Source organism: Methylobacterium sp. Leaf89 (genome assembly GCF_001422215.1).
Lineage (GTDB): Bacteria > Pseudomonadota > Alphaproteobacteria > Rhizobiales > Beijerinckiaceae > Methylobacterium.
The window spans coordinates 83,940-106,902 of record NZ_LMML01000031.1 but is presented as its reverse complement, the minus strand read 5'-3'; the positions used below and the strand labels follow the sequence as shown (position 1 = coordinate 106,902).

At 72.7% G+C, this 22,963-nt stretch carries 24 protein-coding genes; 15 read left to right on the top strand and 9 right to left on the bottom strand.

From position 1 onward, the window contains the following. Positions 1-73: 73 nt before the first annotated feature. Both ASF18_RS22230 and ASF18_RS22225 read left to right on the top strand, forming a co-directional pair. On the top strand, positions 74-1,114 hold the full coding sequence (locus tag ASF18_RS22230; protein WP_056277051.1) for a glycosyltransferase family 4 protein: 1,041 nt from the start codon (positions 74-76) through the stop codon (positions 1,112-1,114). Beyond that, complete coding sequence (locus ASF18_RS22225) at positions 1,114-2,331, top strand: glycosyltransferase family 4 protein (protein ID WP_056355451.1); 1,218 nt, start codon at positions 1,114-1,116, stop codon at positions 2,329-2,331. Before ASF18_RS22230 ends, ASF18_RS22225 begins: the two co-directional genes overlap by 1 nt. On the opposite strand, the gene ASF18_RS22220 is transcribed toward ASF18_RS22225, so the two are convergent. Then, positions 2,319-3,326, bottom strand: coding sequence for a hypothetical protein (locus ASF18_RS22220; protein ID WP_056355488.1), 1,008 nt, complete (start codon positions 3,324-3,326; stop codon positions 2,319-2,321). The genes ASF18_RS22225 and ASF18_RS22220 overlap by 13 nt on opposite strands. 150 nt (positions 3,327-3,476) lie before the next feature. Between ASF18_RS22220 and ASF18_RS22215 the strand changes: the two genes are divergently transcribed. Both ASF18_RS22215 and ASF18_RS22210 read left to right on the top strand, forming a co-directional pair. Beyond that, a complete protein-coding gene (locus ASF18_RS22215) occupies positions 3,477-4,127 on the top strand; it encodes a hypothetical protein (protein ID WP_156650095.1) in 651 nt (216 codons plus the stop codon). A 28-nt stretch (positions 4,128-4,155) separates the two neighbouring features. Next, positions 4,156-4,827, top strand: a complete 672-nt coding sequence (locus ASF18_RS22210) for a hypothetical protein (protein ID WP_056355448.1) — start codon at positions 4,156-4,158, stop codon at positions 4,825-4,827. Between the two features lie 120 nt (positions 4,828-4,947). Here ASF18_RS22210 and ASF18_RS22205 read toward each other — a convergent pair whose 3' ends face one another. From ASF18_RS22205 to ASF18_RS22195, 3 genes are read right to left on the bottom strand one after another with little or no spacing between them, the layout of a single operon-like run. Then, positions 4,948-5,841: an NAD(+)/NADH kinase gene (locus ASF18_RS22205; RefSeq protein WP_056277043.1), complete on the bottom strand. Its 894-nt coding sequence runs from the start codon at positions 5,839-5,841 to the stop codon at positions 4,948-4,950. A 9-nt stretch (positions 5,842-5,850) separates the two neighbouring features. Continuing rightward, positions 5,851-6,846 (bottom strand): SPFH domain-containing protein, encoded by a 996-nt coding sequence (locus ASF18_RS22200; RefSeq protein ID WP_056277039.1) that lies wholly within the window; start codon positions 6,844-6,846, stop codon positions 5,851-5,853. Between the two features lie 30 nt (positions 6,847-6,876). After that, positions 6,877-7,641, bottom strand: a complete 765-nt coding sequence (locus ASF18_RS22195) for an NUDIX domain-containing protein (RefSeq protein ID WP_056355445.1) — start codon at positions 7,639-7,641, stop codon at positions 6,877-6,879. 426 nt (positions 7,642-8,067) lie between these two features. Between ASF18_RS22195 and ASF18_RS22190 the strand changes: the two genes are divergently transcribed. Further along, positions 8,068-9,084, top strand: a complete 1,017-nt coding sequence (locus tag ASF18_RS22190; protein ID WP_056355443.1) for an NAD(P)H-binding protein — start codon at positions 8,068-8,070, stop codon at positions 9,082-9,084. Positions 9,085-9,452: 368 nt separating this feature from the next. Beyond that, positions 9,453-9,620, top strand: a complete 168-nt coding sequence (locus ASF18_RS24360) for a hypothetical protein (RefSeq protein ID WP_200917676.1) — start codon at positions 9,453-9,455, stop codon at positions 9,618-9,620. Positions 9,621-9,720: 100 nt separating this feature from the next. Here ASF18_RS24360 and ASF18_RS22185 read toward each other — a convergent pair whose 3' ends face one another. The 4 genes from ASF18_RS22185 to ASF18_RS22170 all read right to left on the bottom strand — a co-directional run bounded on the left by ASF18_RS22185 (position 9,721) and on the right by ASF18_RS22170 (position 13,811). Beyond that, a complete protein-coding gene (locus tag ASF18_RS22185; protein WP_056216287.1) occupies positions 9,721-10,473 on the bottom strand; it encodes a TerC family protein in 753 nt (250 codons plus the stop codon). Between the two features lie 114 nt (positions 10,474-10,587). After that, the gene (locus tag ASF18_RS22180) at positions 10,588-11,559 is read right to left on the bottom strand and encodes a tripartite tricarboxylate transporter substrate-binding protein (protein WP_082487884.1); all 972 of its coding nucleotides are present in this window, start codon (positions 11,557-11,559) and stop codon (positions 10,588-10,590) included. Positions 11,560-11,625: 66 nt separating this feature from the next. Further along, a complete protein-coding gene (locus ASF18_RS22175) occupies positions 11,626-13,131 on the bottom strand; it encodes a tripartite tricarboxylate transporter permease (protein WP_056277031.1) in 1,506 nt (501 codons plus the stop codon). Between the two features lie 14 nt (positions 13,132-13,145). Continuing rightward, complete coding sequence (locus ASF18_RS22170; protein ID WP_056355437.1) at positions 13,146-13,811, bottom strand: tripartite tricarboxylate transporter TctB family protein; 666 nt, start codon at positions 13,809-13,811, stop codon at positions 13,146-13,148. Between the two features lie 655 nt (positions 13,812-14,466). Here ASF18_RS22170 and ASF18_RS22165 point away from each other — a divergent pair. Both ASF18_RS22165 and ASF18_RS22160 read left to right on the top strand, forming a co-directional pair. Next, positions 14,467-15,261, top strand: a complete 795-nt coding sequence (locus ASF18_RS22165) for an ABC transporter ATP-binding protein (protein ID WP_056216294.1) — start codon at positions 14,467-14,469, stop codon at positions 15,259-15,261. After that, positions 15,254-16,153: an ABC transporter permease gene (locus ASF18_RS22160; RefSeq protein ID WP_056216296.1), complete on the top strand. Its 900-nt coding sequence runs from the start codon at positions 15,254-15,256 to the stop codon at positions 16,151-16,153. The genes ASF18_RS22165 and ASF18_RS22160 overlap by 8 nt, the downstream gene beginning before the upstream one ends. A 30-nt stretch (positions 16,154-16,183) precedes the next feature. Here ASF18_RS22160 and ASF18_RS24045 read toward each other — a convergent pair whose 3' ends face one another. Next, positions 16,184-17,032, bottom strand: a complete 849-nt coding sequence (locus ASF18_RS24045) for a GntR family transcriptional regulator (RefSeq protein WP_056277025.1) — start codon at positions 17,030-17,032, stop codon at positions 16,184-16,186. A 106-nt stretch (positions 17,033-17,138) separates the two neighbouring features. Between ASF18_RS24045 and ASF18_RS22150 the strand changes: the two genes are divergently transcribed. The 7 genes from ASF18_RS22150 to ASF18_RS22120 are packed head-to-tail and all read left to right on the top strand — an operon-like array spanning position 17,139 to position 22,929. Then, positions 17,139-18,176 carry an ABC transporter substrate-binding protein gene (locus tag ASF18_RS22150; RefSeq protein ID WP_082487893.1) on the top strand — a complete coding sequence of 346 codons (1,038 nt, stop codon included), beginning with the start codon at positions 17,139-17,141 and terminating at the stop codon, positions 18,174-18,176. Positions 18,177-18,179: 3 nt separating this feature from the next. Next, on the top strand, positions 18,180-18,965 hold the full coding sequence (locus ASF18_RS22145; protein WP_156650089.1) for a succinate dehydrogenase/fumarate reductase iron-sulfur subunit: 786 nt from the start codon (positions 18,180-18,182) through the stop codon (positions 18,963-18,965). After that, on the top strand, positions 18,962-19,291 hold the full coding sequence (locus tag ASF18_RS22140) for a succinate dehydrogenase (RefSeq protein WP_056216303.1): 330 nt from the start codon (positions 18,962-18,964) through the stop codon (positions 19,289-19,291). The genes ASF18_RS22145 and ASF18_RS22140 overlap by 4 nt, the downstream gene beginning before the upstream one ends. Beyond that, entirely contained in the window at positions 19,288-19,668 is a 381-nt protein-coding gene (gene sdhC, locus ASF18_RS22135; RefSeq protein WP_056216305.1) for a succinate dehydrogenase, cytochrome b556 subunit, read from the top strand. The genes ASF18_RS22140 and sdhC overlap by 4 nt, the downstream gene beginning before the upstream one ends. 24 nt (positions 19,669-19,692) lie before the next feature. Beyond that, a complete protein-coding gene (locus ASF18_RS22130; protein ID WP_056355434.1) occupies positions 19,693-20,565 on the top strand; it encodes a fumarate hydratase in 873 nt (290 codons plus the stop codon). A 28-nt stretch (positions 20,566-20,593) separates the two neighbouring features. Then, positions 20,594-21,199: a fumarate hydratase C-terminal domain-containing protein gene (locus ASF18_RS22125; protein ID WP_056355431.1), complete on the top strand. Its 606-nt coding sequence runs from the start codon at positions 20,594-20,596 to the stop codon at positions 21,197-21,199. After that, a complete protein-coding gene (locus tag ASF18_RS22120; protein WP_056355428.1) occupies positions 21,199-22,929 on the top strand; it encodes an FAD-binding protein in 1,731 nt (576 codons plus the stop codon). The genes ASF18_RS22125 and ASF18_RS22120 overlap by 1 nt, the downstream gene beginning before the upstream one ends. Positions 22,930-22,963 lie beyond the last annotated feature (34 nt).

Here is a 22,963-nt window from a genome sequence, read left to right as displayed (position 1 = left end):
GGCCGCTTGCAGCTCAAGCGTCTTCCGACAAACAGAATTCAGGCAAAGAAACGTTACCAGGGAGGTACATACCGTGATTCGTGTTGCCCAAATCGCCCCCAACATATTCCCCGTTCCCCCTGAGCACCACGGCGGTACGGAGAGGGTCATACATGACCTCAGCACGGCACTGGTTAACCTAGGTGTGGAGGTAACGCTCTTCGCGCCTTCGGACAGTGCGACAGACTTGCCGCGCATCGGCGACCAGCCGAGCCTCGCGGCCCTGGAGCGGCGCCACGGGCGGGTCGCGCCGGGGGTCCCGGCAGCCCTGGACGCCCTTCAGCTGGAAGCGCTGCGCTGCCGGCTGGACCAGTTCGACATCGTGCATGGCCACGGGGAGTTCGCCCATGCGGCGCTCCTCGGCGCGCGCCGGCGCCACAGCCTCACGACGGTGCACTGGCGGGTGGACGAACTCGACCGGGCGCTGTTCTTCGCGGGCTTCCCCGACCTGCCGGTGGCGGCGATCTCGGCGGCGCAGGCGGCCGGCATCCCGCCGGCGAACCGGGCCGGGATCGTGCATCACGGCCTCGCGCGGGACCGCTACGCCCTGAGCCCGCAGCCCGGCCCGCACGTCGCCTTCGTGGGCCGGATGACCGACCAGAAGCGGCCGGACACCGCGATCCGGGTCGCGCGCGCCGCCGGCCTGCCGATCCGCCTCGGCGGCACGATCGATGTCGGCAATCCCGATTATTTCGAGCACCGGGTGCGCCCGCTCCTGGGGGCGGACGCCGTCTATCTCGGCCCCGTGGACGATGCCCGCAAGGCCGAGCTCCTGGGGAGCGCGCGGGCGCTCCTCTTCCCCATCGACTGGCCGGAGCCCTTCGGCCTGGTGATGATCGAGGCGATGGCCTGCGGCACGCCCGTGGTGGCCTGGAACCGCGGCTCCGTGCCGGAGATCGTCGAGGAGGGCGTGACCGGCTTCATCGTCGCCTCCGAGGCCGACGCGGTGGCGGCCCTGGCACGGATCGATCAGCTCGACCGGGCCCTGATCCGCCGGCGCTTCGAGGCGCGCTTCACCGCCGCGCGCATGGCGGCCGACTACCTCGCCCTCTACCAGCGCCTGCTGGCCGCCTGATGCGCGTCGCCCTCCTCGCCTGGGACTACCCGCCGGCCCCGAGCGGCCTCTCGACGGCGGCCCGCGAGATCGCCGAGAGCCTCGCCGAGGGCGGCGCCGACGTCACGGTCTTCAGCCTCGACCGGACGGGGCGCGAGCGCCGCGGCGGCGTCACGGTGGCGGGCTTCGCCCTGCCGCCCGGCGGCGGGCTCGCGCGCCTGCGCCGCTGGGCGGCGGCGGGGCACCTCGCCGCGCCGCTCGCCTTCCGGCGCGCCGTCCTGGCGGCCCATGCCCGCCAGCCCTTCGACGTCGCGGAAGCCACGAACTGGTACGCCCCCGGCGCCCTGCTGGCCGGGCGCCGGGATCTCCCGCTGGTCACGCGCAGCTCGACGCCCGCGGCCTTCACCCGGGACGCCCCCGAAACCCTGCGCGACCGCCTCGACGGGTGGGCCGCCGACGCCCTGGAGCGCGCCCAGGCCCGGGGCAGCGCCGGGCTCATCGCCAACACCGCCGCGCACGGGGCGGTGATCGCCCGGGCCTACGGCCTGTCCGGCCGGCAGCCGGAGGCGGTGATCGGCCTCAGCCTTCCGCCGGAGATCACGGCGGCGGCCCGCGGCGCCGCCTACCCGGACGCGGCCGGGCCGGTGCGCCTGCTCTTCGTGGGCCGGGCGGAGGCGCGCAAGGGCTTCGACGCGCTCCTCGGCGCGGTCGCGATCCTGGCCGACGCGGCGGAGCGGGGCGCCGGTCCCGCCTTCCGCCTGGACCTGATCGGCGTGCCCCCGGAGGACCTGCCGGGGGACCTGCCCGAGGCGGCCCGCGCCCGCATCCACGCCCGCGGCCGGGTGCCGGCCGAGGCCCTGGCGCAGGCCTACGGGTCGTCCCACGCGGTGCTCGCCCCCTCGCGCTACGAGAGCTTCGGGCTCGTCTACCAGGAGGCCCTCGCCTATGGCCGGCCGGTGGTGGCCTGCGCCGAGGACGCCAGCGCCCGCGCCTTCGTGGGGGCGCCGGATGCGGGGCCCCTGGCGCGGGAGGCCACCGGCGCGGCCCTGGCGGAGGCCCTGCGCCCGCTGCTGGCCGATCCGGCGCTGCGCGGAGCCTACCGGAGCCGGGCGCTGGCGGCGTCCGGCCGCTTCACCCGGGCGGTCCTGGGGCGCGAGACGCTCGCCCTCTACGCCCGGGCCATCGCGGCGGCCCGGACCCGTCCGAAGCGGCGCGCGTCCGCGCCTCAGTCCCGGTAGGGGCGCAGCAAAGCGGCCTCTTCCTCGGGGCGCCCGTGCCCGGGCGCGAGGCGCTCGTAGTGCCGGGAGCGCGCCAGGACGTGGGCGCGGTCGAGATGGTGCTCGATCGCCCCGTGCAGGGCGATGAGGCTGCGCGGCCAGCCGCCGTCGAGCACCGGCCGCTCGTGCACGCGGCCGGCATAGCGCACGGACCGGCGGTTCAGGCGGTACTGGATGTCCGGGTAGACGTCCGAGCGGATGCCGTCGACGTGGTTCCGGCGCGCCAATCCGATCGAGACGACGTCCCCCGCTTCCGCCAGGGCCGCCAGGGCCGGCAGCCGCCGGCCGGCGTCCACGGCCAGGGTCTCGTCGGCGTCGAGCTGCAGCATCCAGGGATGGCGGGCGAGGTCCTGGAGGGCGTTGCGCTGGGCGGCGAAGTCCTGTCCCAGATCCCGCTCGCGATCCTGCCCCAGGGGCCGGGCCCCCACCCGCAGGGTCCCGCGCGGAAAGCCGGCGGCCGGCACCGCAGCGGCCGGTCGTGTCTCGGCATCGAGGAGGATCACGACGTCGTCGGTCCAGTCCGCATGGACCGCGAGCCCCGCCAGGACCGCCTCCAGCGCGGCGGGGCGGCAGAGCAGGCCGAGGGAGACGGGCCGCCCCGCCGCCCCGTCGAGCGCGTAGAGTTCCCCGCGCGCGGCGTGCCGGTCGTGGGGTCGGCGCAGGGCCGTATGCCCGGCGGCGTCGCAGGGCCGGACGCCGAGGGCGTGGCCGGTGGCGGCGCTGCGCAGGGTGTAGAGGTCGAGGCCGTAGGGCGCGTCCGGGTCGGGGTCGAAGACCGGGCCGGCGAGCTGTTCGGCCAGGTGCGCCCGGCAGGCCGCCGGATCGGCCCCCGCCTCCAGCAGGAGGCCGCAGGCGCCGCAGGCGATCGGAAACGCCCTGACCCGCCCGTTCGGATAGGCGAGGTGACGGCGGCTCGGCCCAAGCATGTCGGCGTCGCAGACGAAGCATCGGCGCATCATCGGTCCCGGCCCTCGTTTCCCCTCGCCGCAGAAATCCCCCCGGCACCGCAAGGATCCGAACGGACCTTGCCGCGCCGGGCCGGCGCCATACCTCCGCTGCTCCGCGAACCCCTGCCGCAGTTGGACATCGAGGTCGACTCCCCGCGCATGCTCGACCTGTTCCCCTCCGCATCGGGACCCCTCGCCCTCGTCGGCAACGCCCCGGGGCTCGATGCCGCCGCCGCGATCGATGCGGCGCCCTGCGTCGTGCGCTTCAACAACGCGCCGGGCTTCGGCGGCCGCGCCGGCGCGCGGGTCACCCATCTCGCCCTGGTCAATCGGGGCGGGCAGATGCGCGAATGGCTCGCCGACCCCCGCTTCCTCGAGCGCCCGGTGATCCGGTTCGCGCAGGCCTTCATCCTGCCGTTCCCGATGCTGCCGGCGGAGCAGAACCGGCCCGAACCGGTGTGCTGGACCCGCGAGGCGATGGATTTGCTGGCCCCCCTGGGCAAGCCCGTCCACATCCTGCCCGAGGACCTCCACCGGGCGGCGCGGCTCCGTCTCGCCGCCGTCATGGCCGACACCGTCATGTCCGACGCCGGCACGGACGAACCCGACCCGATCGGGCGGCCGAACCCGAGCACCGGCTTCCTCGTGACGCTGGCCTTCCTCCTGGGCCGTCCCCTCGGGCGCGGCCCGGTCGAGGCGCACGGCTTCGGCTTCGACGGCTGGCCCGGGCATCCCTGGGCGGCGGAGCGGGCCTGGTTCCGGCAGGCCGAGGCGGCCGGGCAGCTCCGCCTCCATCCGTGCCGCCCGTGACCCTTTCGACCGGAATCAGGCCCCGCCAATGACGACTCTCATCACCGTCCTGAAGAGCGGCGGGCGCTACGACGCGGCCTGGGTCGAGCGCCTCGCCCGGGGCGTGCGCCGCCACGCTCCGGCCTTCGACCGGATCCTCTGCCTCACGGACCTTCCCCTCGCGGTGGCGGGCGTCGAGCGCGTGCCGCTCCGGCACGACTGGCCGGCCTGGTGGTCGAAGATGGAGGCCTTCCGCCCCGGGCTCACCGAGGGACCGACGCTGCTCTGCGACCTCGACACCGTCCTGACCGGGCCGGCGGACGCCCTGGCCGAGCCGGGCCTCGCCGCCATGGAGGATTACTTCCACAAGGGCCGCCTCTCCAGCGCCCTGCTGCGCTGGCAGGGCGGCGAACTGGATGCCCTCTACGCCGCCTTCGCGGCCGAGCCGGAGCGCTGGATGGCGCCCGGCTCCTGCGGGCCCGTGCCGAACGCCGTGCACGGGGACCAGGTCGTCATCGACCACCTGCTGCGCCGGGAGGGCCTAGCTCCGGATGTCCTCCAGCACCGCTATCCCGCCCTGCTCGATTTCTACGACCCCCGGCGGGCCGAGCATGGCCCGGTGGTCGTCTTCATCGGCGCGTCGAAGCCCGACACCGCCACCGGTCCGGTCCGGACGGCGTGGGACGGGGCGTGGCCGCAGAGGGACGACGATGGCGCGTAGGGACGCGACCGCCGCTGACGGGGGGGCACCGCGCGTCCGCGCGACGGTGCCGGAACCGGGCCGCCGGCCGCGGCCGCGGCGTCGGTCCCGGCCGGCCTCGCCCCCGCCCGGGCCGCAGCCCTAGCCGACCACCAGGGTCAGGGTCCGGTCCGCGGGCCCGAGGTCCACCCGGCGGCCCCAGTCGAAGGCGATGAAGTCCTGCTCGATCCCGTCGGCGAAGACCACGCCGCCCTCGTTCATCCGTGACGTGACCGCGAGGGCGGCCCCGGCGAGCCGGCCCGCCCGAAGGGTCGTGCCGGTGGCCACGCTCGGAAACGGCTCGCGCACCCAGTAGCCCACCGCCGCTTCCTCCGCGCCGATCCCGACGGTGAGATGCGTCGCCTCGCCGATCGAGCGGGCCCAGCCGGTCAGGCCGGTGCCCGAGGCGACGATGAGGCCGCTCGACGACTGGTCCTCGGCGGTGCCGTCGACCGCGATGCGGTAGCGTGCGGATTGATGGCTGCGGTGGCCGACGAAGATCTCGTTCAGGGCCACGAGCCGCTGGCCGCCGTCGAGGGCGGCCTGCACCATGGTGCGCCGCTCCACGGGAGCCGCTCCCGCGGCGCTGGCCGGGAGCAGGGCGCGCAGGCCCGCCACCGCGACCCGCGCGAGGGCGCCGTCGTAGAGGTCGGGGGCCGGATTGACGCCGATCACCGGCTGCGCGCGCAGGTACTTCGCCACGTTGGCGACGAGGCCGTCCGGGCCCACCGTGACGACGACGTCCTCGGGGGCGAACAGGAAGCGGTCGAGGTCGACGCGCCGGGCCAGCGCCTGCCGCCAGTCCCCCGGCACCGCGGCCCGCGCCTGGCCGAGCACGGCGTGGAAGCGGGCGTGCCGGTCCTCGACCTCCGCGAGGCTCTGGCCGCGGCTCTCCAGGAAGAACCGGGCCTGGCCGCGGGTGGCGTGCCGGGCGAGCAGGGCCTCGTAATCGGTCTCTCGGACGACGAACACGGCGCGCGGGGTGATGACCGCCATGGCCCGTCCTCAGCGCAGCGGGCCGGGGGGAGCGACCGGCGGGGCCGCCCCGCGGAACGCGCCGAGGGCACTCGCCAGCAGGTCCGGCGTGACGTTGACGTGCTCGATGGTCTCGAGCTTGCCCGCGAGCTCGCGGGCGGCGAGACCCAGGAGCACGGCCGGCGGAAGGTCGCGGTAGATGGCGGCGCGGCGCTGCTCGGCCTCGGCCTGGGCGCCCTCCACGAGGCGGATGCGCTCGGCCTCCGCCGCCGCCTCCAGCCCGCTCGCCGCGGCGAGGCCCACCGCGCGGTCGCGGGCGTTCTCCGCCTCCCGCGCGATGAGCAGCGCCTCCTGGCGGGCCAGCTCCGTCCGCGTCTCCAGCTCGTTCTCCGCGATGGCCCGCTCCTTCTCCACCGCCAGGGCGCGCCGGGCGAAGGTCGCCGCATCCGCCTTCTGCTGCAGGGCCTCGAAGGTGGGCGTCTGCAGGGCGCGCTCCAGCTCGCTCGACGGCGCGAGGTTGGTGAGTCGCACCGAGACCACCGCGAGGCCGATCTCCGCCAGGGCCGGGGCCGCCCCCAGCGCGGCGTCGAGGCTCAGGCGCAGGGGCTCGGGCCCGGCATCGAGGAGCGCGCCCACCGGGCTGGCGCCGATCACCTCCAGGACGGCCTGGCCGGCGATGCCGCCGAGACGCGCCTCGATCCGCTCGATCGGTTCGCCCTGCGGCCGGCCGGTGCGAAGCCCGAGCGAGAAGTCGACGCGGCTGGCCAGCAGCTCCGGGTCGACGACGCGCCAGCCGATCGTCCCCTGCACCACCACGGTCTGGAAGTCCCGGCTGCGGCCGCGCACGAACAGGGTCATCTCCCGGTCGTCCATCGGCACCTCGCTGATGCTGGCGGTTTCCGGCCGGAACCAGAAGACGAGGCCCCGTCCGCTCTGCCGGATGCGACCGTTGCGGTAGCGGATGACGTGGCTGCTCGCCTCGCTCCTGAGCTGGGCGAGCGGACCGAGGTTGCGGATCGTAGCCATGGGACCCTCCTGTTGGGGGCGCGCTGGGATTCAGAGCGGCTTCTGGAAACGGTAGAGCTCGGCGGGACGGAACGACGTGCCGGCCTCGCGCGCGCCCGTGGGGGCGAGCCAGCCGCGGTCGAGCATCCGGCGGCGGAAGGCGGGCTTGTTGAGGGACGTGCCCAGGATCGCCTCGTGCACGTCCTGCAGCTGGCGCAGGGTGAAGGCCTCGGGCAGCAGCGCGAAGGCGACGTCGGAATAGTCGAGCTTTCCCCGCAGCCGCTGCACCGCAAGGGCGAGGATCGCGGCGTGGTCGAAGGCGAGGCGCAGCGGCGTCCTCCGGTCGGGGTCGCCCGGCGCGAAGGCCGCGACCGGCCCCCCCGCCTCGCCGGACCAGGGCACGTCGAGGAGCGCGGCCGACGGCCCCGCCGCCACCGCCGCCGCGCGCGCAAGCGCCGCCGCGAAGGCGGCCTCCGGCATCAGCGCGAGGTAGGCCACGGTGACGATGCGCATGCGCGGGTCCCGGTCGAGGGCGCCGAAGGTGTAGAGCTGCTCCCGATGGGTCTCCGCCACCTCCGCCGGGGCGAAGCCCGCCTTGTCGCGCAGCACGCGCTCGGCCGCGCCGTCCAGGGTTTCGTCGAGGCGCACGAAGCTGCCGGGCAGCGCCCAGCGGCCGGCATGGGGATGCTGGGTCCGCTGCACCAAGAGCACGGCCGGACGGCCCGCGCGCAGCCCCATCAGGACGAGATCGACGGTGAGCGCCGGCCGCGCGAAGGCGGCGGGGTCGTAGGCGCGGCGAAAGTCGTCCTCGGTCACGGCGTAGCCTTATATCCAACTTGCATCTAACTAAGGCGCGAGATGGATATAAGTCAAGCGCCTGATGCCGGGGCCGGGCGTGGCCGGCCGCACCGGGTTGCAACGTCGCCCCCGTGGTCGTCGGTCCCCTGGATCGGTTGGTCCCGGGCTGCCCGCGTCCGCTCGTGCCGGCGATCCGTCCGGAGGATCTTGTCTGCGCCCGCACCTTCGGCGGCCGCAGGTCTTGCCGGTTCGTGCTCCTGCCGGGCCCGTACTCCTGCCGACCCGTACTCTTGCCAGCCCGCACGGATTTGTGCGGATCTTGGCGGAGACGAGGAACGAGCCCCCGATCGCGCACGGGGCCAAGCAGCCCCCAGGCTCCCTGTGACGGGACGGCGCCGGCCGCGCCGTCGTCCGAGGAGGTCCGCGCGTCGGGAGGGAACGATCATGAGCCTGGATCGACCGGACGGCGCGGGACCGCGCCGCGTGCTCCTCCTGGGGGCGACCGGCACGATCGGGCGGGCCACCGCGCGGGCACTCGCGGCCCGCGGGCACGCGGTCGTCTGCCTCGTCCGGCGCCCGGCCGGCGCCGCGCCCCCGGCCGGTGCGGGGGACCCGCCCGGAGCGCCCCCGGGCGTCACCGAACGGATCGTGGACTTCACGGATCCCGCGTCGCTGGCGCGCGACGGGATCCGCGGCGAACCGTTCGACGTCCTAGTCTCGTGCCTCGCCTCGCGGACCGGACTGCCCGACGACGCCTGGGCGATCGATTACGGCGTGTCGGTGCGCGCCCTGCAGGCGAGCCGGGCGGCCGGCGTGACCCATGTGGTCCTGCTCTCGGCGATCTGTGTCCAGAAGCCGATCCTCGCCTTCCAGCAGGCCAAGCTGGCCTTCGAAGCGGTCCTGACCGCCTCGGGGCTCGACTACACGATCGTTCGGCCGACGGCCTTCTTCAAATCCCTCTCGGGCCAGGTGGAGCGCCTGAAGCGCGGCAAGCCGTTCCTGGTCTTCGGCGACGGAACCTTGACGGCCTGCAAGCCGATCAGCGACGGGGACCTGGGCCACTACCTCGCCGCATGCCTCGATGACCCGGCGCGGCGCAATCGCGTGCTGCCGATCGGCGGACCGGGCGAGGCCATCACGCCCCTGGCGCAGGGCGAGCGCCTCTTCGCGCTGCTCGGGCGCGAGCCGCGTTTCCGGCACGTCCCGGTCGTCCTGCTCGACGGGATCGTCGCCGTCCTGGCGACCCTCGGGCGGTGGGTGCCGGGGCTGGCGGCCAAGGCCGAGCTCGCACGGATCGGCCGCTACTACGCCACCGAGTCGATGCTCGTGCGCGACCCCGCGACCGGCCGATACGAGGCCGCCATGACCCCCTCGACGGGGTCGGAGACGCTGTTCGACTATTACGCCCAGCTGATCCGCGGCGAGGCGGTCGCCGAGCGCGGCGACCACGCGGTGTTCTGAGGCGTCGCGAATCCGCGGGGCGGGCCAACGCGCAGCGCCATCTCCCGCGGGGCAGCCGTCCGTGGAGCGTCGGTGAGACGCGCCCGGATGGCCTCCGTGCGCCCGCGAACGACAGGGCACTGCGGGGTCGTCCGGCGTTGCGGGCGCGCGGCCCGGAACCAGCACAGGCCGGCCCGTTCTGTTGAAGAATAGTACCTTATCGTGGCATCGGCGTCGCGCAGCATAATGCAGGGACGCGTGGCGTCAGTCTCGCCGAGGCGGTCATCCATGCAAGACTGGTATATCTGGCATATCGTATCTGGCATACCAAAGGGCGGCGGGACGGGTCATATGCGTTGCAACGCAACAATCACTCGGGACCGCCCCACATGACCGTTCTGCTTCTCGTCGCTCTCGCCGGTGCCGCCAACGTGGCGCTCGTGGCCTTCATGGCCGACCGGCTGACCCCGCAGGACGCGGCCCCCGTCATCTCGGCGGGCGAGCTCGCCATCGTGAACGACAACGCCCCGGCTTCGGCGGTGAAGCTGGCCGCCTGACGGCCCCTCAGCCCCTTCGGACGTCCGAACCCATCGGCCCCGCCTCATCGAGGCGGGGCTTTTCCATGTCCGGGTCCGGCGCTGCCGCGGGCGCCGCGGATCAGCCGCCGAGGACGTCCACCTCCGCCCGGCCCACGGCGGCGGCCTGCTGCTGCGCGATCGCCCGGTCGGACCGGCGCTTGAGCGCGAAGCCCAGGCCGACGACGAGGGCGGCGCCGAGGGCGCCCATCGCGTGCGGGACGGCGCCCTGCAGGGTCGCGGGCAGCACCTCGACCATCTGCTGGTGAACCAGCCGGTCCGTGGCGATCATCTCGCCGGCCACCCAGCCCAGCAGCCCGCCGCCGAACCAGATCAGGATCGGGAACCGGTCGATCAGCCGGGTGATCAGGCTGGCGCCGACCACGAGGAGCGGCACCGACAGGGCGAGGCCGATGATGAAGAGTTCGTCGTGTCCCTTGGCGGCCCCCGCCACCGCCACGACGTTGTCGAAGCTCATGACGGCATCCGCCACCACGATGGTCCAGATCGCCTTGGGCAGGCTGGAATGCTCCTTGATGGCGCTCTCGTCCTCCTCCTCGCCGCAGACGAGCTTGACGGCGATGTGCAGCAGGATGAGGCCGCCGGCGACCTTCAGGAGCGGCACCGCCAGCAGTTGCGAGACGATGACGGCGAAGAGGATCCGCAGCAGGGCCGCCGCGAGGGCGCCCGCGAAGACGCCGATCCGCCGCTGCCGCTCGGGCAGGCCCCGGCAGGCCATGGCGATGACCACCGCGTTGTCGCCCGACAGGATGATGTCGATCCAGACGATCTGGAGGAGCGACAGCAGGAAGGAGGAGGTGAGGTAGGAATCCACGCGGAAGACGCCTCTGCTGCTCCGACACAGCGAAGCGATGGAGTACCCGGCAACGGGTCGGGATGGGGAAGGGCCCGGCCCGCCCTCGCGGGACGGGCCGTCCCCGGACAGGACCTAGGGATTGGCTTCGACGGCGGAGCGGAGCACGGGCGTCCACCGTGCGACCTCGCGCTCGACGAGGGCCTGCAGGGCGGCCGGACCGGCTTCGGCCTCCTTGGGCACTGTACCACCCAATTCCAGGATGCGCTTGGTCGTGCCCGGATCCTTGAGCGCCGCGTCGAGGGCGGCCACGAGCCGGGCCCGGACCTCCGCCGGCAGGCCCTTGGGCGCGAACACCGCATTCCAGGCGCTGACCTCGTAGCCGGGCAGGCCGGCCTCCTTCGTGGTCGGCACGTCGGGCAGGCTCGGGGAGCGCTCGGGCGTCGCGATGGCGTAGGCCTTGATCGTGCCGCCGGCGATCTGCGGCGCCACGTTGACGATCTGGTCCGTCATGAAGTCGACCTGGTCGGCCATCAGGTCGTTCAGCGCAGGCCCCGTGCCGCGATAGACGACGAGCGTCGGCTTGGCGCCGGTCAGCGCATCGAAGAGCACGCCGGTGGAATGCGAGACGGAGCCGACGCCCGCATGGGCCTGGTTGATCGCCGGTCCGCGCGCCTTCAGGACCTCGACGAACCCCTTGAGGTCCTGGGCCGGGAAGCCCTTCTTGGCGACGATGACGATCGGCGTGCCGGCGGCGAGGCCGATCGGATCGAAGCTCTTGGCCGGATCGTATTTCAGGCCCTTGAACAGGGCCGGCGCGGCGCCGTGCGTGCCCATGTGGCCCATCATGATGGTGTAGCCGTCGGGCGCGGCCTGGGACGCGCGCGTGATGCCGGTGGTGCCGCCGGCGCCGGTGACGTTCTCGATGACGACCTGCTGGCCGAGCGCCCGCGACATCGGCTCGGCGACGATCCGCGCCACCACGTCGGTGGGTCCGCCGGCCGCGAAGGGCACCACCAGGGTGATCGGGCGCTGGGGGTAGGTGTCGGCCGCGGCGCCGAAGGCGGCGAGCGCCGACAGGAGGCCGATGGCGAGTGCCGTTCTCATGGTCCGCATCCTTCTCGTTGTGGGTTGTCGTGTCCGTCCCCGGAGGGCGCCCGGGCGCCCCCGTCGTCAGGCTTCCGTGAACACCGCGTCGCGGCCGCGCCGCAGCGACGGCAGCAGCGCCGCCGCCAGGATGGTGACGGCGACGAGGAACAGCACCGCGCAGACCGGGCGCTCGAGGAACACCAGGACGTCGCCCCGCGACAGGGTCAGGGCGCGGCGCAGGTATTCCTCCATCAGCTTGCCCAGCACGAAGCCGAGCAGCAGCGGCGCGGGCTCGAAGCCGAACTTGATCAGCCCGTATCCGAACACCCCGAAGGCCGCGATCAGCATGACGTCGGTGGGCAGCGCATTGATGGAGTAGATGCCGATCGCGCAGAACATCAGGATCGCGGGGAACATCAGCCGGTAGGGCACCTGCAGGAGGCGCACCCAGAGGCCCACGAGCGGCAGGTTGATGACGAGCAGCATCAGGTTGCCGATCCACATCGACGCGATCATGCCCCAGAACAGGTTGGGGTTCTTGGTCATCACGCCGGGGCCCGGAACGATGCCGTGGATCGTCATGGCGCCGACCATCAGCGCCATCACGGCGTTCGGCGGGATGCCGAGGGTGAGGAGCGGGATGAAGGCCGTCTGCGCGCCGGCATTGTTGGCGCTCTCCGGGCCGGCGACCCCCTCGATGGCCCCGCGGCCGAAGCGGCTCGGATCGCGCGCCAGGCGCTTCTCCACCGTGTAGGCGGCGAAGGGGCCGAGCACGGCGCCGTTGCCGGGCAGGATGCCGAGGATCGCCCCGATCGCGGTCCCGCGGAGCGTCGCGGGCGCCGCCTGGCGCAGATCCGCGAGGCTGGGCAGGAGGCGGCCGATCCGGGCCCGGGCGATCTCGCGGGTCTCGGTCTGGTCGAGGTTGCGCAGGATCTCGGCCACCCCGAACAGGCCCATCGCCAGGACGGAGAAGTCGACGCCGTCGGTGAGGAACGCGAGGCCGAAGGTCATCCGCTCCTGGCCGGTCTCGAGGTCCGTGCCCACCGCGGCGAGCAGGACGCCCACGAGGATCATCGCCACGGCCTTGAGCACCGAGCCGTGCGCGAGGACGACCGCGAAGGCGAGCCCCATCACCATCAGGGCGAAGTACTCCGCCGGTCCGAAGATCAGCGCGAGGCGGGTCAGCGGCGCGCCGAGGGCCGCGATCAGCAGGGTGGCGACGGTGCCGGCGAAGAAGGAGCCGATGGCGGCGATGCCGAGCGCGACCCCGGCCCGGCCCTGGCGCGCCATCTGGTGGCCGTCGAGGGTGGTGACGACCGAGGTCGCCTCGCCGGGGATGTTCACCAGGATGGCGGTGGTGGAGCCGCCGTACTGCGCCCCGTAATAGATCCCCGCGAGCATGATGAGGGCGCCCACGGGATCGAGCCCGAAGGTGATCGGCAGGAGCATGGCGATGGTGGCGATCGGCCCGACGCCGGGCAGCACGCCGATCAGGGTGCCGACGAGGCAGCCCAGGAAGCAGAGCGTCACGTTCTGCAGGCTCAGGGCGACGGCGAAGCCGAGGCCGAGATTGGCGAGGAGATCCGTCACGTGCGCGCTCCCGATCAGGTCGTCATGGCGTGCGAGGCGACGTCGGTCCGGGTCCGGCGGGTGGCGCGGCGTTCCAGGGCGAGCAGGCCGAGGCCCGCCAGGGCGAGGGCGCCGGCCGCGAGCCGCAGCAGCACCCGCGACGGAATCCGGCCGCTCGCCGCCTCGATGACGGCGGTGGGGAAGATGGGGATGGGCAGGTTCAGGAGGTCCCCGAACAGCAGCATGCAGCCGGCGGTGAGGAGCAGGGCCAGGATCAGGAGTTCGCGGAAGCGCGCCTCCGGTGTGGCGTAGCCCCCGACGATCACCGCCAGCGGGCCCGCGACGATGAGGCCGAGGCCCGGGCCGGCGATGGGGCCGAGGGCGAAGGGCCGGATCGTGACCGCGAAGGCGAGGATGGCCAGCACGACGACGAGGGGGCCGCGCAGGCCGAAGGTCTGGAGGCCCGCCCCCGTGCGGACCAGGCCCGTCGCGGCGAGCACGCCGCCGCAGAGGGCGACGCCAATCGCCACCCAGTGCGGCAGCATGCCCGGTCCCATGGCGCCGAGGGTGCCCCGCGGCAGGTCGCTCGCGGCCCAGACGCCGAACATCCCGAGCAGGACCAGCACGAGGCCGGCCACGAAGCTCTGCGGCGCGCGGACCACGGACCCCGCCCGCCGCGCACCGTCGGATGCGTCGCTCATCGTTTCTCCCCTACGAGCCCCGCCTTCGTGTCTCGGGCGGGTGGCACGGCGATCGTCGGATGTCCGTTCGCCCCCCGGGCCGTGGCCGGGAGGACGCCCGCGGCGGTCGGCGCGTCCCCTGACGCTGGACGCTGCGCCCTGAAGGAGCGGGGTCGCCCGAGATGGTTCTGATAAGAACCTATGCCGTAAATCCAAGTCTCCACAAGAGCCCGTAACGGCGTCATCAACCGATTCGAAGGTCTCGTCGCATGAGACCTGATTACGTTGCCGGCCTCTTTTTAATCCTTCGCCGATGACGGATCCTGTCCGGGCGGGCTGTGCTGCGGGGCGCCCGCGTTCCAGCATGAGGATCGGGCCGGTGACGCGCCGCCCGCGGAGAGCGCCCCGATGGGGCGGGCCGGGACCGAGGCCACCCCCGGGCCGCCCCCGGCCCAAGCCGAAAAGGCCCGCCAAACAAGAATAAAAACCTGTCTTATAATAGATAGCTATTATATTTACAGGAAGGATCGTGCTTGGTATCCAGGGGTCGGACGAACGATTGTGCCAGGGCCGACGGATCGGGGCTCGGGCGACCGGTCGTCCGAAGGCAAAGCGGCTCCAGACCGCCCCTGAAAACCAGCAGTGCCGCCATGCGCGTGGCCAAAGGGAGGATGCGATGAGCTTGGCGACAGGCTTGCCCTCGAACGTCACGGGGCCGCTGCTCGAAGTCGACGGCGTCACGCTGCAGTACAAGACCCCCGACCACCTCGTCACGGCGACCTACCGGGTCGGCTTCCAGGTCTTCCCGAGCGACCGGTTCGTCCTGCTCGGACCCTCGGGCTGCGGGAAATCCACCCTCCTGAAGTCGGTGGGCGGCTACATGGCGCCGACGGAGGGCCAGATCCGCCTGAAGGGCCAGGCCATCACCGAGCCCGGCCCGGACCGGATGATGGTGTTCCAAGAATTCGACCAGCTGCTGCCCTGGAAGACCGTCCGCCAGAACGTCGCCTTCGCCCTCGAGGCCTCGGGGCGCCTGTCGGGGCGGGCCGCCGACGAACGGGCCATGCACTATATCGACAAGGTCAACCTCTCGGCCTTCGCCGACAGCTATCCGCACATGCTGTCGGGCGGCATGAAGCAGCGGGTGGCCATCGCCCGCGGCATGGCGATGGAGCCCGACATCCTGCTCATGGACGAGCCCTTCGCGGCCCTGGACGCGCTCACCCGCCGGCGGATGCAGGACGAACTCCTGGCCCTGTGGGAGGAGACGCGCTTCACGGTGCTGTTCGTCACGCACTCGATTCCGGAGGCGATCAAGATCGGCTCGCGCATCCTGCTGCTCTCGCCGCATCCCGGCGAGGTCAAGGCCGAGCTCAACACGGCCGGCTCGCCGCAGGAGACCCTGCTCCTGGAGCAGCGCATCCATCGGATGCTGTTTTCCGAAGAGATCAAGGAGGCGGAGAATGTCTAGGACCGCGAAGGCGCTCGTGTCACCCGTCCTCCTCCGGCCCGCCCGTCCCGAGATCGTCCGCGAGACCGGCGGCGCCTATGGGGGCGCCGTCGTCGAGAAGCCGCTCTCGGCCGTCGAGCGCCTCTACAACCAGGGCTGGCTGCGCAAGCTCGTGATCCTGGCGGTGCTGGCCCTGATCTGGGAGGCCTACGGGCGCTACCTCGACAACGACCTCCTGTTCCCGACCTTCTCCGCCACCGTGACGGCCTTCGCCCGGGGCGTGGCGGACGGCACCCTGGTGCTGCGGGCCTGGGGCTCGATCAAGGTCCTGCTGATCGGCTACGGCCTCGGGATCCTGCTGGCGACCCTGCTCACCGGCATCGCGATCAGCTCGCGCATCGGCACCGACTTCCTCGAGACGATGACGTCGATGTTCAATCCCCTGCCGGCCATCGCGCTTCTGCCCCTGGCGCTGATCTGGTTCGGGCTGGGCAACGGCAGCCTGATCTTCGTGCTGGTCCATTCGGTGACCTGGGCGATCGCCCTCAACACCCATTCGGGCTTCCTCTCGGTCAGCCGGACCCTGAAGATGGTCGGGCGCAACTACGGCCTGCGCGGCAGCCGGCTGATCACCAAGATCCTGATCCCGGCGGCCTTCCCCAGCATCCTCACCGGCCTCAAGGTCGGCTGGGCCTTCGCCTGGCGCACCCTGATCGCGGCGGAGCTCGTCTTCGGCGTCAGCTCGGGCTCGGGGGGGCTGGGCTGGTTCATTTTCGAGAACAAGAACATGCTCGACATCCCCAACGTCTTCGCGGGGCTCTTGACGGTGATCCTCATCGGCCTCTGCGTCGAGAACCTGATCTTCCAGACCATCGAGCGCCACACCCTGCAGCGCTGGGGCATGCAGGCCTGAGGCGGGTCAGCCCGAAGGACCTCCGCTCCGTCAGTCGAGGTCGGAGCGGTAGTGGAGCATGGCCGTCCAGCTCTGGCGATACTCGATGGGATCGCCCGTGAGGGCGACGGCGACCCGGCGCACCAGCAGCAGGGGCGCCCCCGGCGCACAGCCGAGGGCGTCCGCCATGGCCGGGCTCGCCCGGTCGGTGGCGATCGTGTCCCGGGCCCGCGCCACGGTCTGGCCGCAGCGCGCCTGGTAGAGCACGTAGATCTCCTCCAGCATCTCGGCGCCGGGCTCCGGCTTCAGCGCGGCGAAGGGCTCGGCCGGCAGCGCGATGCGCTCGTAGATCAGCGGCACGCCGTCCTCGCTGCGGGTCCGCAGCAGGACCAGCACCTTGGCGCCCGCCCCCAGCCCGAGGGCGGCCCGGTCCTGCGCGTCGGCCCGCGCGGTCCCGGCGGCGAGGACGCGGGCCACCGGGCGGAACGGCCGCCCGTCGCCGTGGACGAAGCGCAGGAAGCGGAAGCGCGACCGGTCGCTCGAATGGGGCACCACCTGCGTGCCGCGCCCGTGCTGGCGCTCCAGCAGGCCCTGCCCGACGAGGTCCTCCATGGCCTTGCGGATCGTCCCGATCGAGACGCCGAGGTCGAGGGCCAGCTGCGGCTCGCTCGGCAGGTAGCCGCCCGGCTTCCAGGTGCCGTCCACGATCCGGCGCAGCAGCAGGTCGCGGGCCTGCAGGTAGAGCGGACGGCTCGCCAAAGGCCCGGTCATGGGGGCGGTCGTGGACGCGGTCGTGGGCGCGTTCATGGGTCCGGTCACGGGCGCGATCTCGGGCGCGGCCGGCGACGGGACTTCGGGATGCGCCTGGGGGGTGGGGGCGCCGCGCATGCGGTTCGACATCGGCAACTCATGTATATGACATATGACCGTTGACAGCGGTCGGCACGAGGCTATCGTGGCCCTCGGCACCGGACCAGAGAATTCGGGCTCGACGCAGGAGGAACACATGGCACGTGGCCGTCTCGTGGCTTTTGGCCGTCTCATCCGGCTCTGCGGCACCGCGGCCCTGGTCTCGGTGGGTCTGTCGGCCGGCGCGGGGTCCGCCCGGGCGGAGGCCTCCGTGGTGCGCCTCGCCAAGCAGTTCGGCATCTCCTACCTGCCCCTCACGGTGATGGAGGAGGAGCACCTCCTCGAGAAGCAGGCCCGTCAGCAGGGCCTGGAGCTCAAGACGGAGTGGCTGCGCTTCACCGGCGGCTCGGGCATGAACGAGGCCCTGCTCTCGGGGAACCTCGACTTCGCCGCCGGCGGCGTCGGGCCGATGCTGACGATCTGGGGCCGCACCCGCGGCAACCTGATGATCAAGGGTGTGGCGGCCCTCAACGCGATGCCGCTCTGGCTGGTGACCGTGAACCCGGCCGTTTCCTCGATCAAGGACTTCACCGAGAAGGACAAGATCGCCCTGCCCACGGTGAAGAGCTCGATCCAGGCGATCACCCTGCAGATGGCCGCCGAGAAGGCCTTCGGGCCGGGCCAGCAGGGCAAGCTCGATCCCCTCACGGTCTCGATGGGCCATCCCGACGCCCAGACGGCGATGCTCGGCGGCCGCTCCGAGATCACGGCGCATTTCGGCGCCCCGCCGTTCCAGGAGGTGGAGCTGAAGGACCCCAAGGCCCGCAAGGTGCTGGACAGCTACGACGTCCTCGGCGGGCCGCACACCTTCAACCTCGTCTGGGCGAGCAGCCGCTTCGTCACCACCAACCCGAAGATCGTGGCCGCCTTCCGGGCCGCCCTGGAGGAGAGCCTGGCGCTCATCAAGGCCGAGCCCGCCCGGGTCGCCGCGCTCTGGATCAAGGCCGAGAACGCCCGGCTCACCGAGGCGGAGGCGGTGGAGATCATCCGCGCGCCGCAGACCCAGTGGACCAGCGCGCCCCTGAACATGCTGGCCTATCTCGATTACATGAACCGCGCCGGCCTCGTGGCCGCCAAGGCCGCCGACCAGGGCGAGCTGTTCTTTCCCGGCGCCGCCGCCAAGGCGGAGCGCTGAGGCATGACCGTGTCCGTTCCCGTCCCCGCCCCGGCCGATCCCACGGTCGAGGCCGTGCCCGGCGCGACGCTGAGAGTGCGCATCCGGCGGGACGGCGGCTTCCAGGCCTTCACCGTGGCGCGGCGCCCGGCCCAGACCATCCTCGACGTGGTCACCGAGATCCAGCGCGAGCAGGACCCGACGCTTGCCTACCGCTTCGCCTGCCGGGTCGGCATGTGCGGCTCCTGCGCCATGACGGTGAACGGGCGCCCGCGCTGGACCTGCCGCACGCGGGTCGCGGCGGTGGCGGAGGACGACGGCCTGACCCTCGAGCCCCTGCGCAACCTGCCGGTGGTCAAGGACCTGGCCGTCGACATGGAGCCGTTCTTCGAGAAGTGGACGGCCGCCCACGGGGCCTTCGAGCCCGGCGACGCGCCGCCCGCGGACTTCGCCGTGGTGGCGCCGGATTCGCCCGCGCGCCGGGCGGTGGATGCCGGCATCGAGTGCATCAATTGCGGCGTCTGCTACTCCGCCTGCGACGTGGTCGCCTGGAACCCGGACTATCTCGGCCCGGCCGCCCTCAACCGGGCCTGGACCCTGGTGAACGACGTCCGCGACCGGGGCCAGGCGGCGCGGCTGGAGGCCGTGTCCGGGGATGCCGGCTGCCAGTCCTGCCACACCCACATGAGCTGCACCGAGCACTGCCCCAAGGCCCTGGCGCCGACCTTCGCCATCGCGGGGCTGAAGCGCGCCACCGCCCGGTCTGCCCTGAAGCGGCTCAGCGCCCGGCATTTCCGGAGGTCGGCATGAGCCCGCTCCTCTACGTGGCGCAGCGCGGCACCGCCGGGATCCTGGCGGTGGCGGTGGCGGTCCATCTCGGCACGATCCTGTACGCCGTGCGCGGCGGCCTCACCGCCGGGGAGATCCTGGGCCGGACGCAGGGCAACCTGGCCTTCCTCGTGTTCTACGGCGTCTTCGTGGTGGCGGCGGCGATCCACGCGCCCATCGGCCTGCGCAGCATCCTGCGGGAGTGGACGCCCTGGCGCGGACGCTCCCTCGACGGGGCGATGCTCGCCGTCGCGGCGCTCCTCGTCGTCCTCGGCCTGCGCGCGGCGCTCGCGGTCTACGTCGCATGAGCGCCGGGACGCAGACCGCCGCCCCGCGGCCAAGGAGCCTCCGCGCCGCCCGTCCGCGCGCGGGCTTCGCCGCCGCCCTGCTGCACCGCCTCTCGGGGATCGCCCTGGCGCTGTTCCTGCCGATGCACTTCATCGCCCTCGGCACCGCCCTGCAGGGGGCCGACCGCCTCGAGAGCTTCCTCGGGCTGACCCACAACGGCTTCGTGCGCGCGGCCGAATGGGGCCTCGTCAGCGCGCTGGCCCTGCACATGGTCCTGGGCCTGCGCGTGCTGGCCCTCGAGTGGTTCGTCACCCGGGAGCGGACGGCGCTCGTCGTCTCCGCCTGCGTGGCGGCGGGGCTCGCGGTGGGGCTCCTGTTCCTGCTCGGCGGCGCCTGAGCCAACCCTTCGAAGGAGACCGGCATGGATCTCGACCTCACCGAAGTCGAAGCGGTGTGCAAGGACCTCTACGTCCGCGCCCTGAAGCTGCTGCCGCCGGACATCAAGGCGGGCTTCGCGGATCTCGCCCGCGACGAGACCAGCGCCACCGGCCGGGCGATCCTCGGCACCATGGTGGAGAACATCGCGGTGGCCGAGCGCACCAAGAACATCCTCTGCCAGGACACCGGCATCCCGATCTACAACGTGGTGATCGGGCGCGACGTGCGCGTCGAGGGCGCCGACCTCAAGGCCGCGATCCGGCGCGGCTGCGAACGCGCGACCACCGAGCATTCCCTGCGCTCCTCCGTGGTCCACCCGATCACCCGCGTGAACGAGCAGACCTCCTGCGGCATCCGCGTGCCGATCATCCACGTGGATTTCGACGACCGGCCCGAGACCGTCTCGGTGGAGATGATCCCGAAGGGCTCGGGCTCGGAGAATGGCTCGTTCCTGCAGATGCTGCTGCCCTCGGACGGCATCAACGCGGTCAAGCGCTTCGTCATCGACCGCGTGATCGAGCTCGGCGGCCGCGTCTGCCCGCCCACCATCGTGGGCGTCGGCATCGGCGGCACCTCGGACCTGTGCATGCATCTGGCCAAGGTGGCGGCCACCCGCAAGCTGCGGACCGACTGTTCCGATCCCGACGGCGCCCGGATCGAGGCGGAGCTGTCGCGCGCCGTCAACGAGCTCGGCATCGGCCCCCAGGGGCTCGGCGGGCGCTCCACCAGCTTCGCCGTGCATGTGGAAATCGCCGCCACTCACATCACCCAGAACCCGGTGGCGGTGAACATCCAGTGCCACTCGGCCCGCCGGGCGAGGGCGACCTTCACGCCGGGCGGTATCGCCTTCGACTGAAATCGCCGCCTCCGGGAGGGCCTGCGCCATGCACCACGTTCTCGACATGCCGGTCGACGCGGCCCAGGTCCGCGCCCTGAAGGTCGGCGACACCGTCACCCTGCGAAAGATCCTGTTCGGCATCCGGGATGCCACCCTGATCCACATGTTCGACCGGGGGCGCCGGACCCATCTCGATCTCACCGGCCACGCGGTGATCCACACCGCGCCCAACGTCCACCGCGTACCGGTCTCCCCCGAGGCGCCCGTGGGCTACGCGCCGTTCTGCATCGGCACCACCACCTCCATGCGGATGGAGCGCTTCACCGACGCCCTGATGCGGCGCGAGGGCGTGCGCCTCATCGTCGGCAAGGGCGGCATGGGCCCCCAGACCCTCGCGGCCTTCGCCGAACACGGCGGCGCCTACCTCGCCATCGTCGGGGGCGCCGCCGCCCTGGAGACGACCTGGATCGAGCGGATCGACGACATCGACCTCGACGACCTCCACCCCGAGAGCCTGTGGAAGTTCGCGATCCGCGACTTCGGCCCCCTCCTGGTCGGCATGGATTCCCACGGCGGCTCGCTCTTCGCCGACGTCCAGCGCGACGTCGCCAGCCGGCGGGATGCCGTCATCGAGAGCCTGGGAGCCGCCTGATGCGCGCCGTGCCGACCACCGTCGAGACCGACATCCTCATCCTGGGCTCGGGGGGCGCCGGCCTGTTCGCCGCCCTCCACGCCAAGAAGGCCGCCCCCGACCTCCAGGTCACCGTCGCGGTGAAGGGCCTGCTCGGCAAGTGCGGCTGCACCCGCATGGTCCAGGGCGGCTACAACGTCGCCCTCGCCCCGGGCGATTCGGTCGAGCGCCACTTCATGGACACGATCGAGGGCGGCAAGTGGCTGAACAACCAGGAGCTGGCCTGGACCCTGGTCACGGAGGCGCAGGTCCGCATCCGCGAACTGGAGACCGAGCTCGGCTGCTTCTTCGACCGCAACCCCGACGGCAGCGTCCACCAGAAGGCCTTCGCCGGTCAGACCTTCGACCGCACCGTGCACAAGGGCGACCTCACCGGCATCGAGATCATCAACCGCCTGTCCGAACAGGTCTGGCGCCGGGACGTCCGGCGCCTGGAGGATCACCGCGCCCTCGAGCTGATCCCGGCCGCCGACGGCTCCGGCCTCGCCGGCGTGCTGATGCTCGACATGCGGACCGGAATCCCGGTCCTGGTCCGCGCCCGGGCGACCCTGCTCGCCACGGGCGGCGGCCCGACCATGTACAAGTTCCATACGCCCTCCGGCGACAAGACCTGCGACGGCCTCGCCATGGCGCTCCGCGCCGGCCTGCCCTTACGCGACATGGAGATGGTCCAGTTCCATCCCACCGGCCTGCTGGCGGGCGCGGGCACGCGGATGACCGGCACGGTGCTGGAGGAGGGGCTGCGGGGCGCGGGCGGCTACCTGCTCGACGCCTCCCGCGAGCGCTTCATGCAGCACTACGACCCGCGGGCGGAGCGGGCGACCCGCGACGTCGTCAGCCGCTCGATCATGCGGCGGATCCGCGACGGCCACGCCACCCCCCATGGCGGCGTCTACCTCCAGATGAGCCATCTCGGGCCCGCGGACGTGGCCGCCAAGTTCAAGGGCATGGTCGAGCGCTGCGCCGATTGCGGCTTCGACCTCGCCGGGGGCCTGGTCGAGGTCATCCCCACCGCCCATTACATGATGGGCGGGGTCGCCTTCCGCCCCGGCTGCGGCACCGAGCTGCCGCGCCTCTACGCGGCCGGGGAGGATACCGGCGGGGTGCACGGGGCCAACCGCCTCGGCGGCAACGGCGTCGCCAACTCGACGGTGTTCGGGGGCCTGGCCGGCTCCGCCATGGCTCGTGATGTCCGGGGCGTGCGACGCCTCGCCGAGCCCGATCCTCACGCGATCGAGGCGGGGCTCGCCCGCGCCTACGGCCCTCTCGGGCGCCCGGCCGGCAACCTGGAGGCGATCCGGGAGGCCCTCTACGCCACCATGTGGGACGATGTCGGCATCCTGCGCGACGCGGCCGGGCTGGCCCGGGCCGGGGAGCGCCTCGACGCCCTCGCGGCCGCGGTGGCGGAGGCCGGCATCCCCGACGGCGACCGCCGCTACAACCTGACCTGGATGGACCGGCTCAACCTCGAGAACCTCGTCCGCGTCAGCCAGGCGATCCGGGCCGCGGCCCTGGCCCGCACCGACAGCCGCGGGGCGCACTTTCGCGAGGACTTCCCCGACGCCTCCGATCTCGCCACCTCGCACTACACCGTGGTGCGCCAGGCCGGGGAGGGGCTCGACGTCACCCTGGAGCCCGTCGCCTTCACCCATGTGCGCCCGGGCGCCTCCCTCCTCGACGCGGCGGCCTGAGGCCGCGCCCCCACCCGACGGATCGCCGAGAGAG

Bases quoted from the DNA above. Each gene is read 5' to 3' on its own strand.
- ASF18_RS24045 (WP_056277025.1), bottom strand. From the start codon at position 17,032: ATGTCGAACCGCATGCGCGGCGCCCCCACCCCCCAGGCGCATCCCGAA.
- ASF18_RS22220 (WP_056355488.1), bottom strand. From the start codon at position 3,326: ATGCGCCGATGCTTCGTCTGCGACGCCGACATGCTTGGGCCGAGCCGC.
- ASF18_RS22125 (WP_056355431.1), top strand. From the start codon at position 20,594: ATGCACCACGTTCTCGACATGCCGGTCGACGCGGCCCAGGTCCGCGCC.
- ASF18_RS22140 (WP_056216303.1), top strand. From the start codon at position 18,962: ATGAGCCCGCTCCTCTACGTGGCGCAGCGCGGCACCGCCGGGATCCTG.
- ASF18_RS22165 (WP_056216294.1), top strand. From the start codon at position 14,467: ATGAGCTTGGCGACAGGCTTGCCCTCGAACGTCACGGGGCCGCTGCTC.
- ASF18_RS22200 (WP_056277039.1), bottom strand. From the start codon at position 6,846: ATGGCTACGATCCGCAACCTCGGTCCGCTCGCCCAGCTCAGGAGCGAG.
- ASF18_RS22210 (WP_056355448.1), top strand. From the start codon at position 4,156: ATGACGACTCTCATCACCGTCCTGAAGAGCGGCGGGCGCTACGACGCG.
- ASF18_RS22190 (WP_056355443.1), top strand. From the start codon at position 8,068: ATGAGCCTGGATCGACCGGACGGCGCGGGACCGCGCCGCGTGCTCCTC.
- ASF18_RS22130 (WP_056355434.1), top strand. From the start codon at position 19,693: ATGGATCTCGACCTCACCGAAGTCGAAGCGGTGTGCAAGGACCTCTAC.
- ASF18_RS22205 (WP_056277043.1), bottom strand. From the start codon at position 5,841: ATGGCGGTCATCACCCCGCGCGCCGTGTTCGTCGTCCGAGAGACCGAT.
- ASF18_RS24360 (WP_200917676.1), top strand. From the start codon at position 9,453: ATGACCGTTCTGCTTCTCGTCGCTCTCGCCGGTGCCGCCAACGTGGCG.
- ASF18_RS22180 (WP_082487884.1), bottom strand. From the start codon at position 11,559: ATGAGAACGGCACTCGCCATCGGCCTCCTGTCGGCGCTCGCCGCCTTC.
- sdhC (WP_056216305.1), top strand. From the start codon at position 19,288: ATGAGCGCCGGGACGCAGACCGCCGCCCCGCGGCCAAGGAGCCTCCGC.
- ASF18_RS22215 (WP_156650095.1), top strand. From the start codon at position 3,477: ATGCTCGACCTGTTCCCCTCCGCATCGGGACCCCTCGCCCTCGTCGGC.
- ASF18_RS22170 (WP_056355437.1), bottom strand. From the start codon at position 13,811: ATGAGCGACGCATCCGACGGTGCGCGGCGGGCGGGGTCCGTGGTCCGC.
- ASF18_RS22145 (WP_156650089.1), top strand. From the start codon at position 18,180: ATGACCGTGTCCGTTCCCGTCCCCGCCCCGGCCGATCCCACGGTCGAG.
- ASF18_RS22120 (WP_056355428.1), top strand. From the start codon at position 21,199: ATGCGCGCCGTGCCGACCACCGTCGAGACCGACATCCTCATCCTGGGC.
- ASF18_RS22225 (WP_056355451.1), top strand. From the start codon at position 1,114: ATGCGCGTCGCCCTCCTCGCCTGGGACTACCCGCCGGCCCCGAGCGGC.
- ASF18_RS22160 (WP_056216296.1), top strand. From the start codon at position 15,254: ATGTCTAGGACCGCGAAGGCGCTCGTGTCACCCGTCCTCCTCCGGCCC.
- ASF18_RS22150 (WP_082487893.1), top strand. From the start codon at position 17,139: ATGGCACGTGGCCGTCTCGTGGCTTTTGGCCGTCTCATCCGGCTCTGC.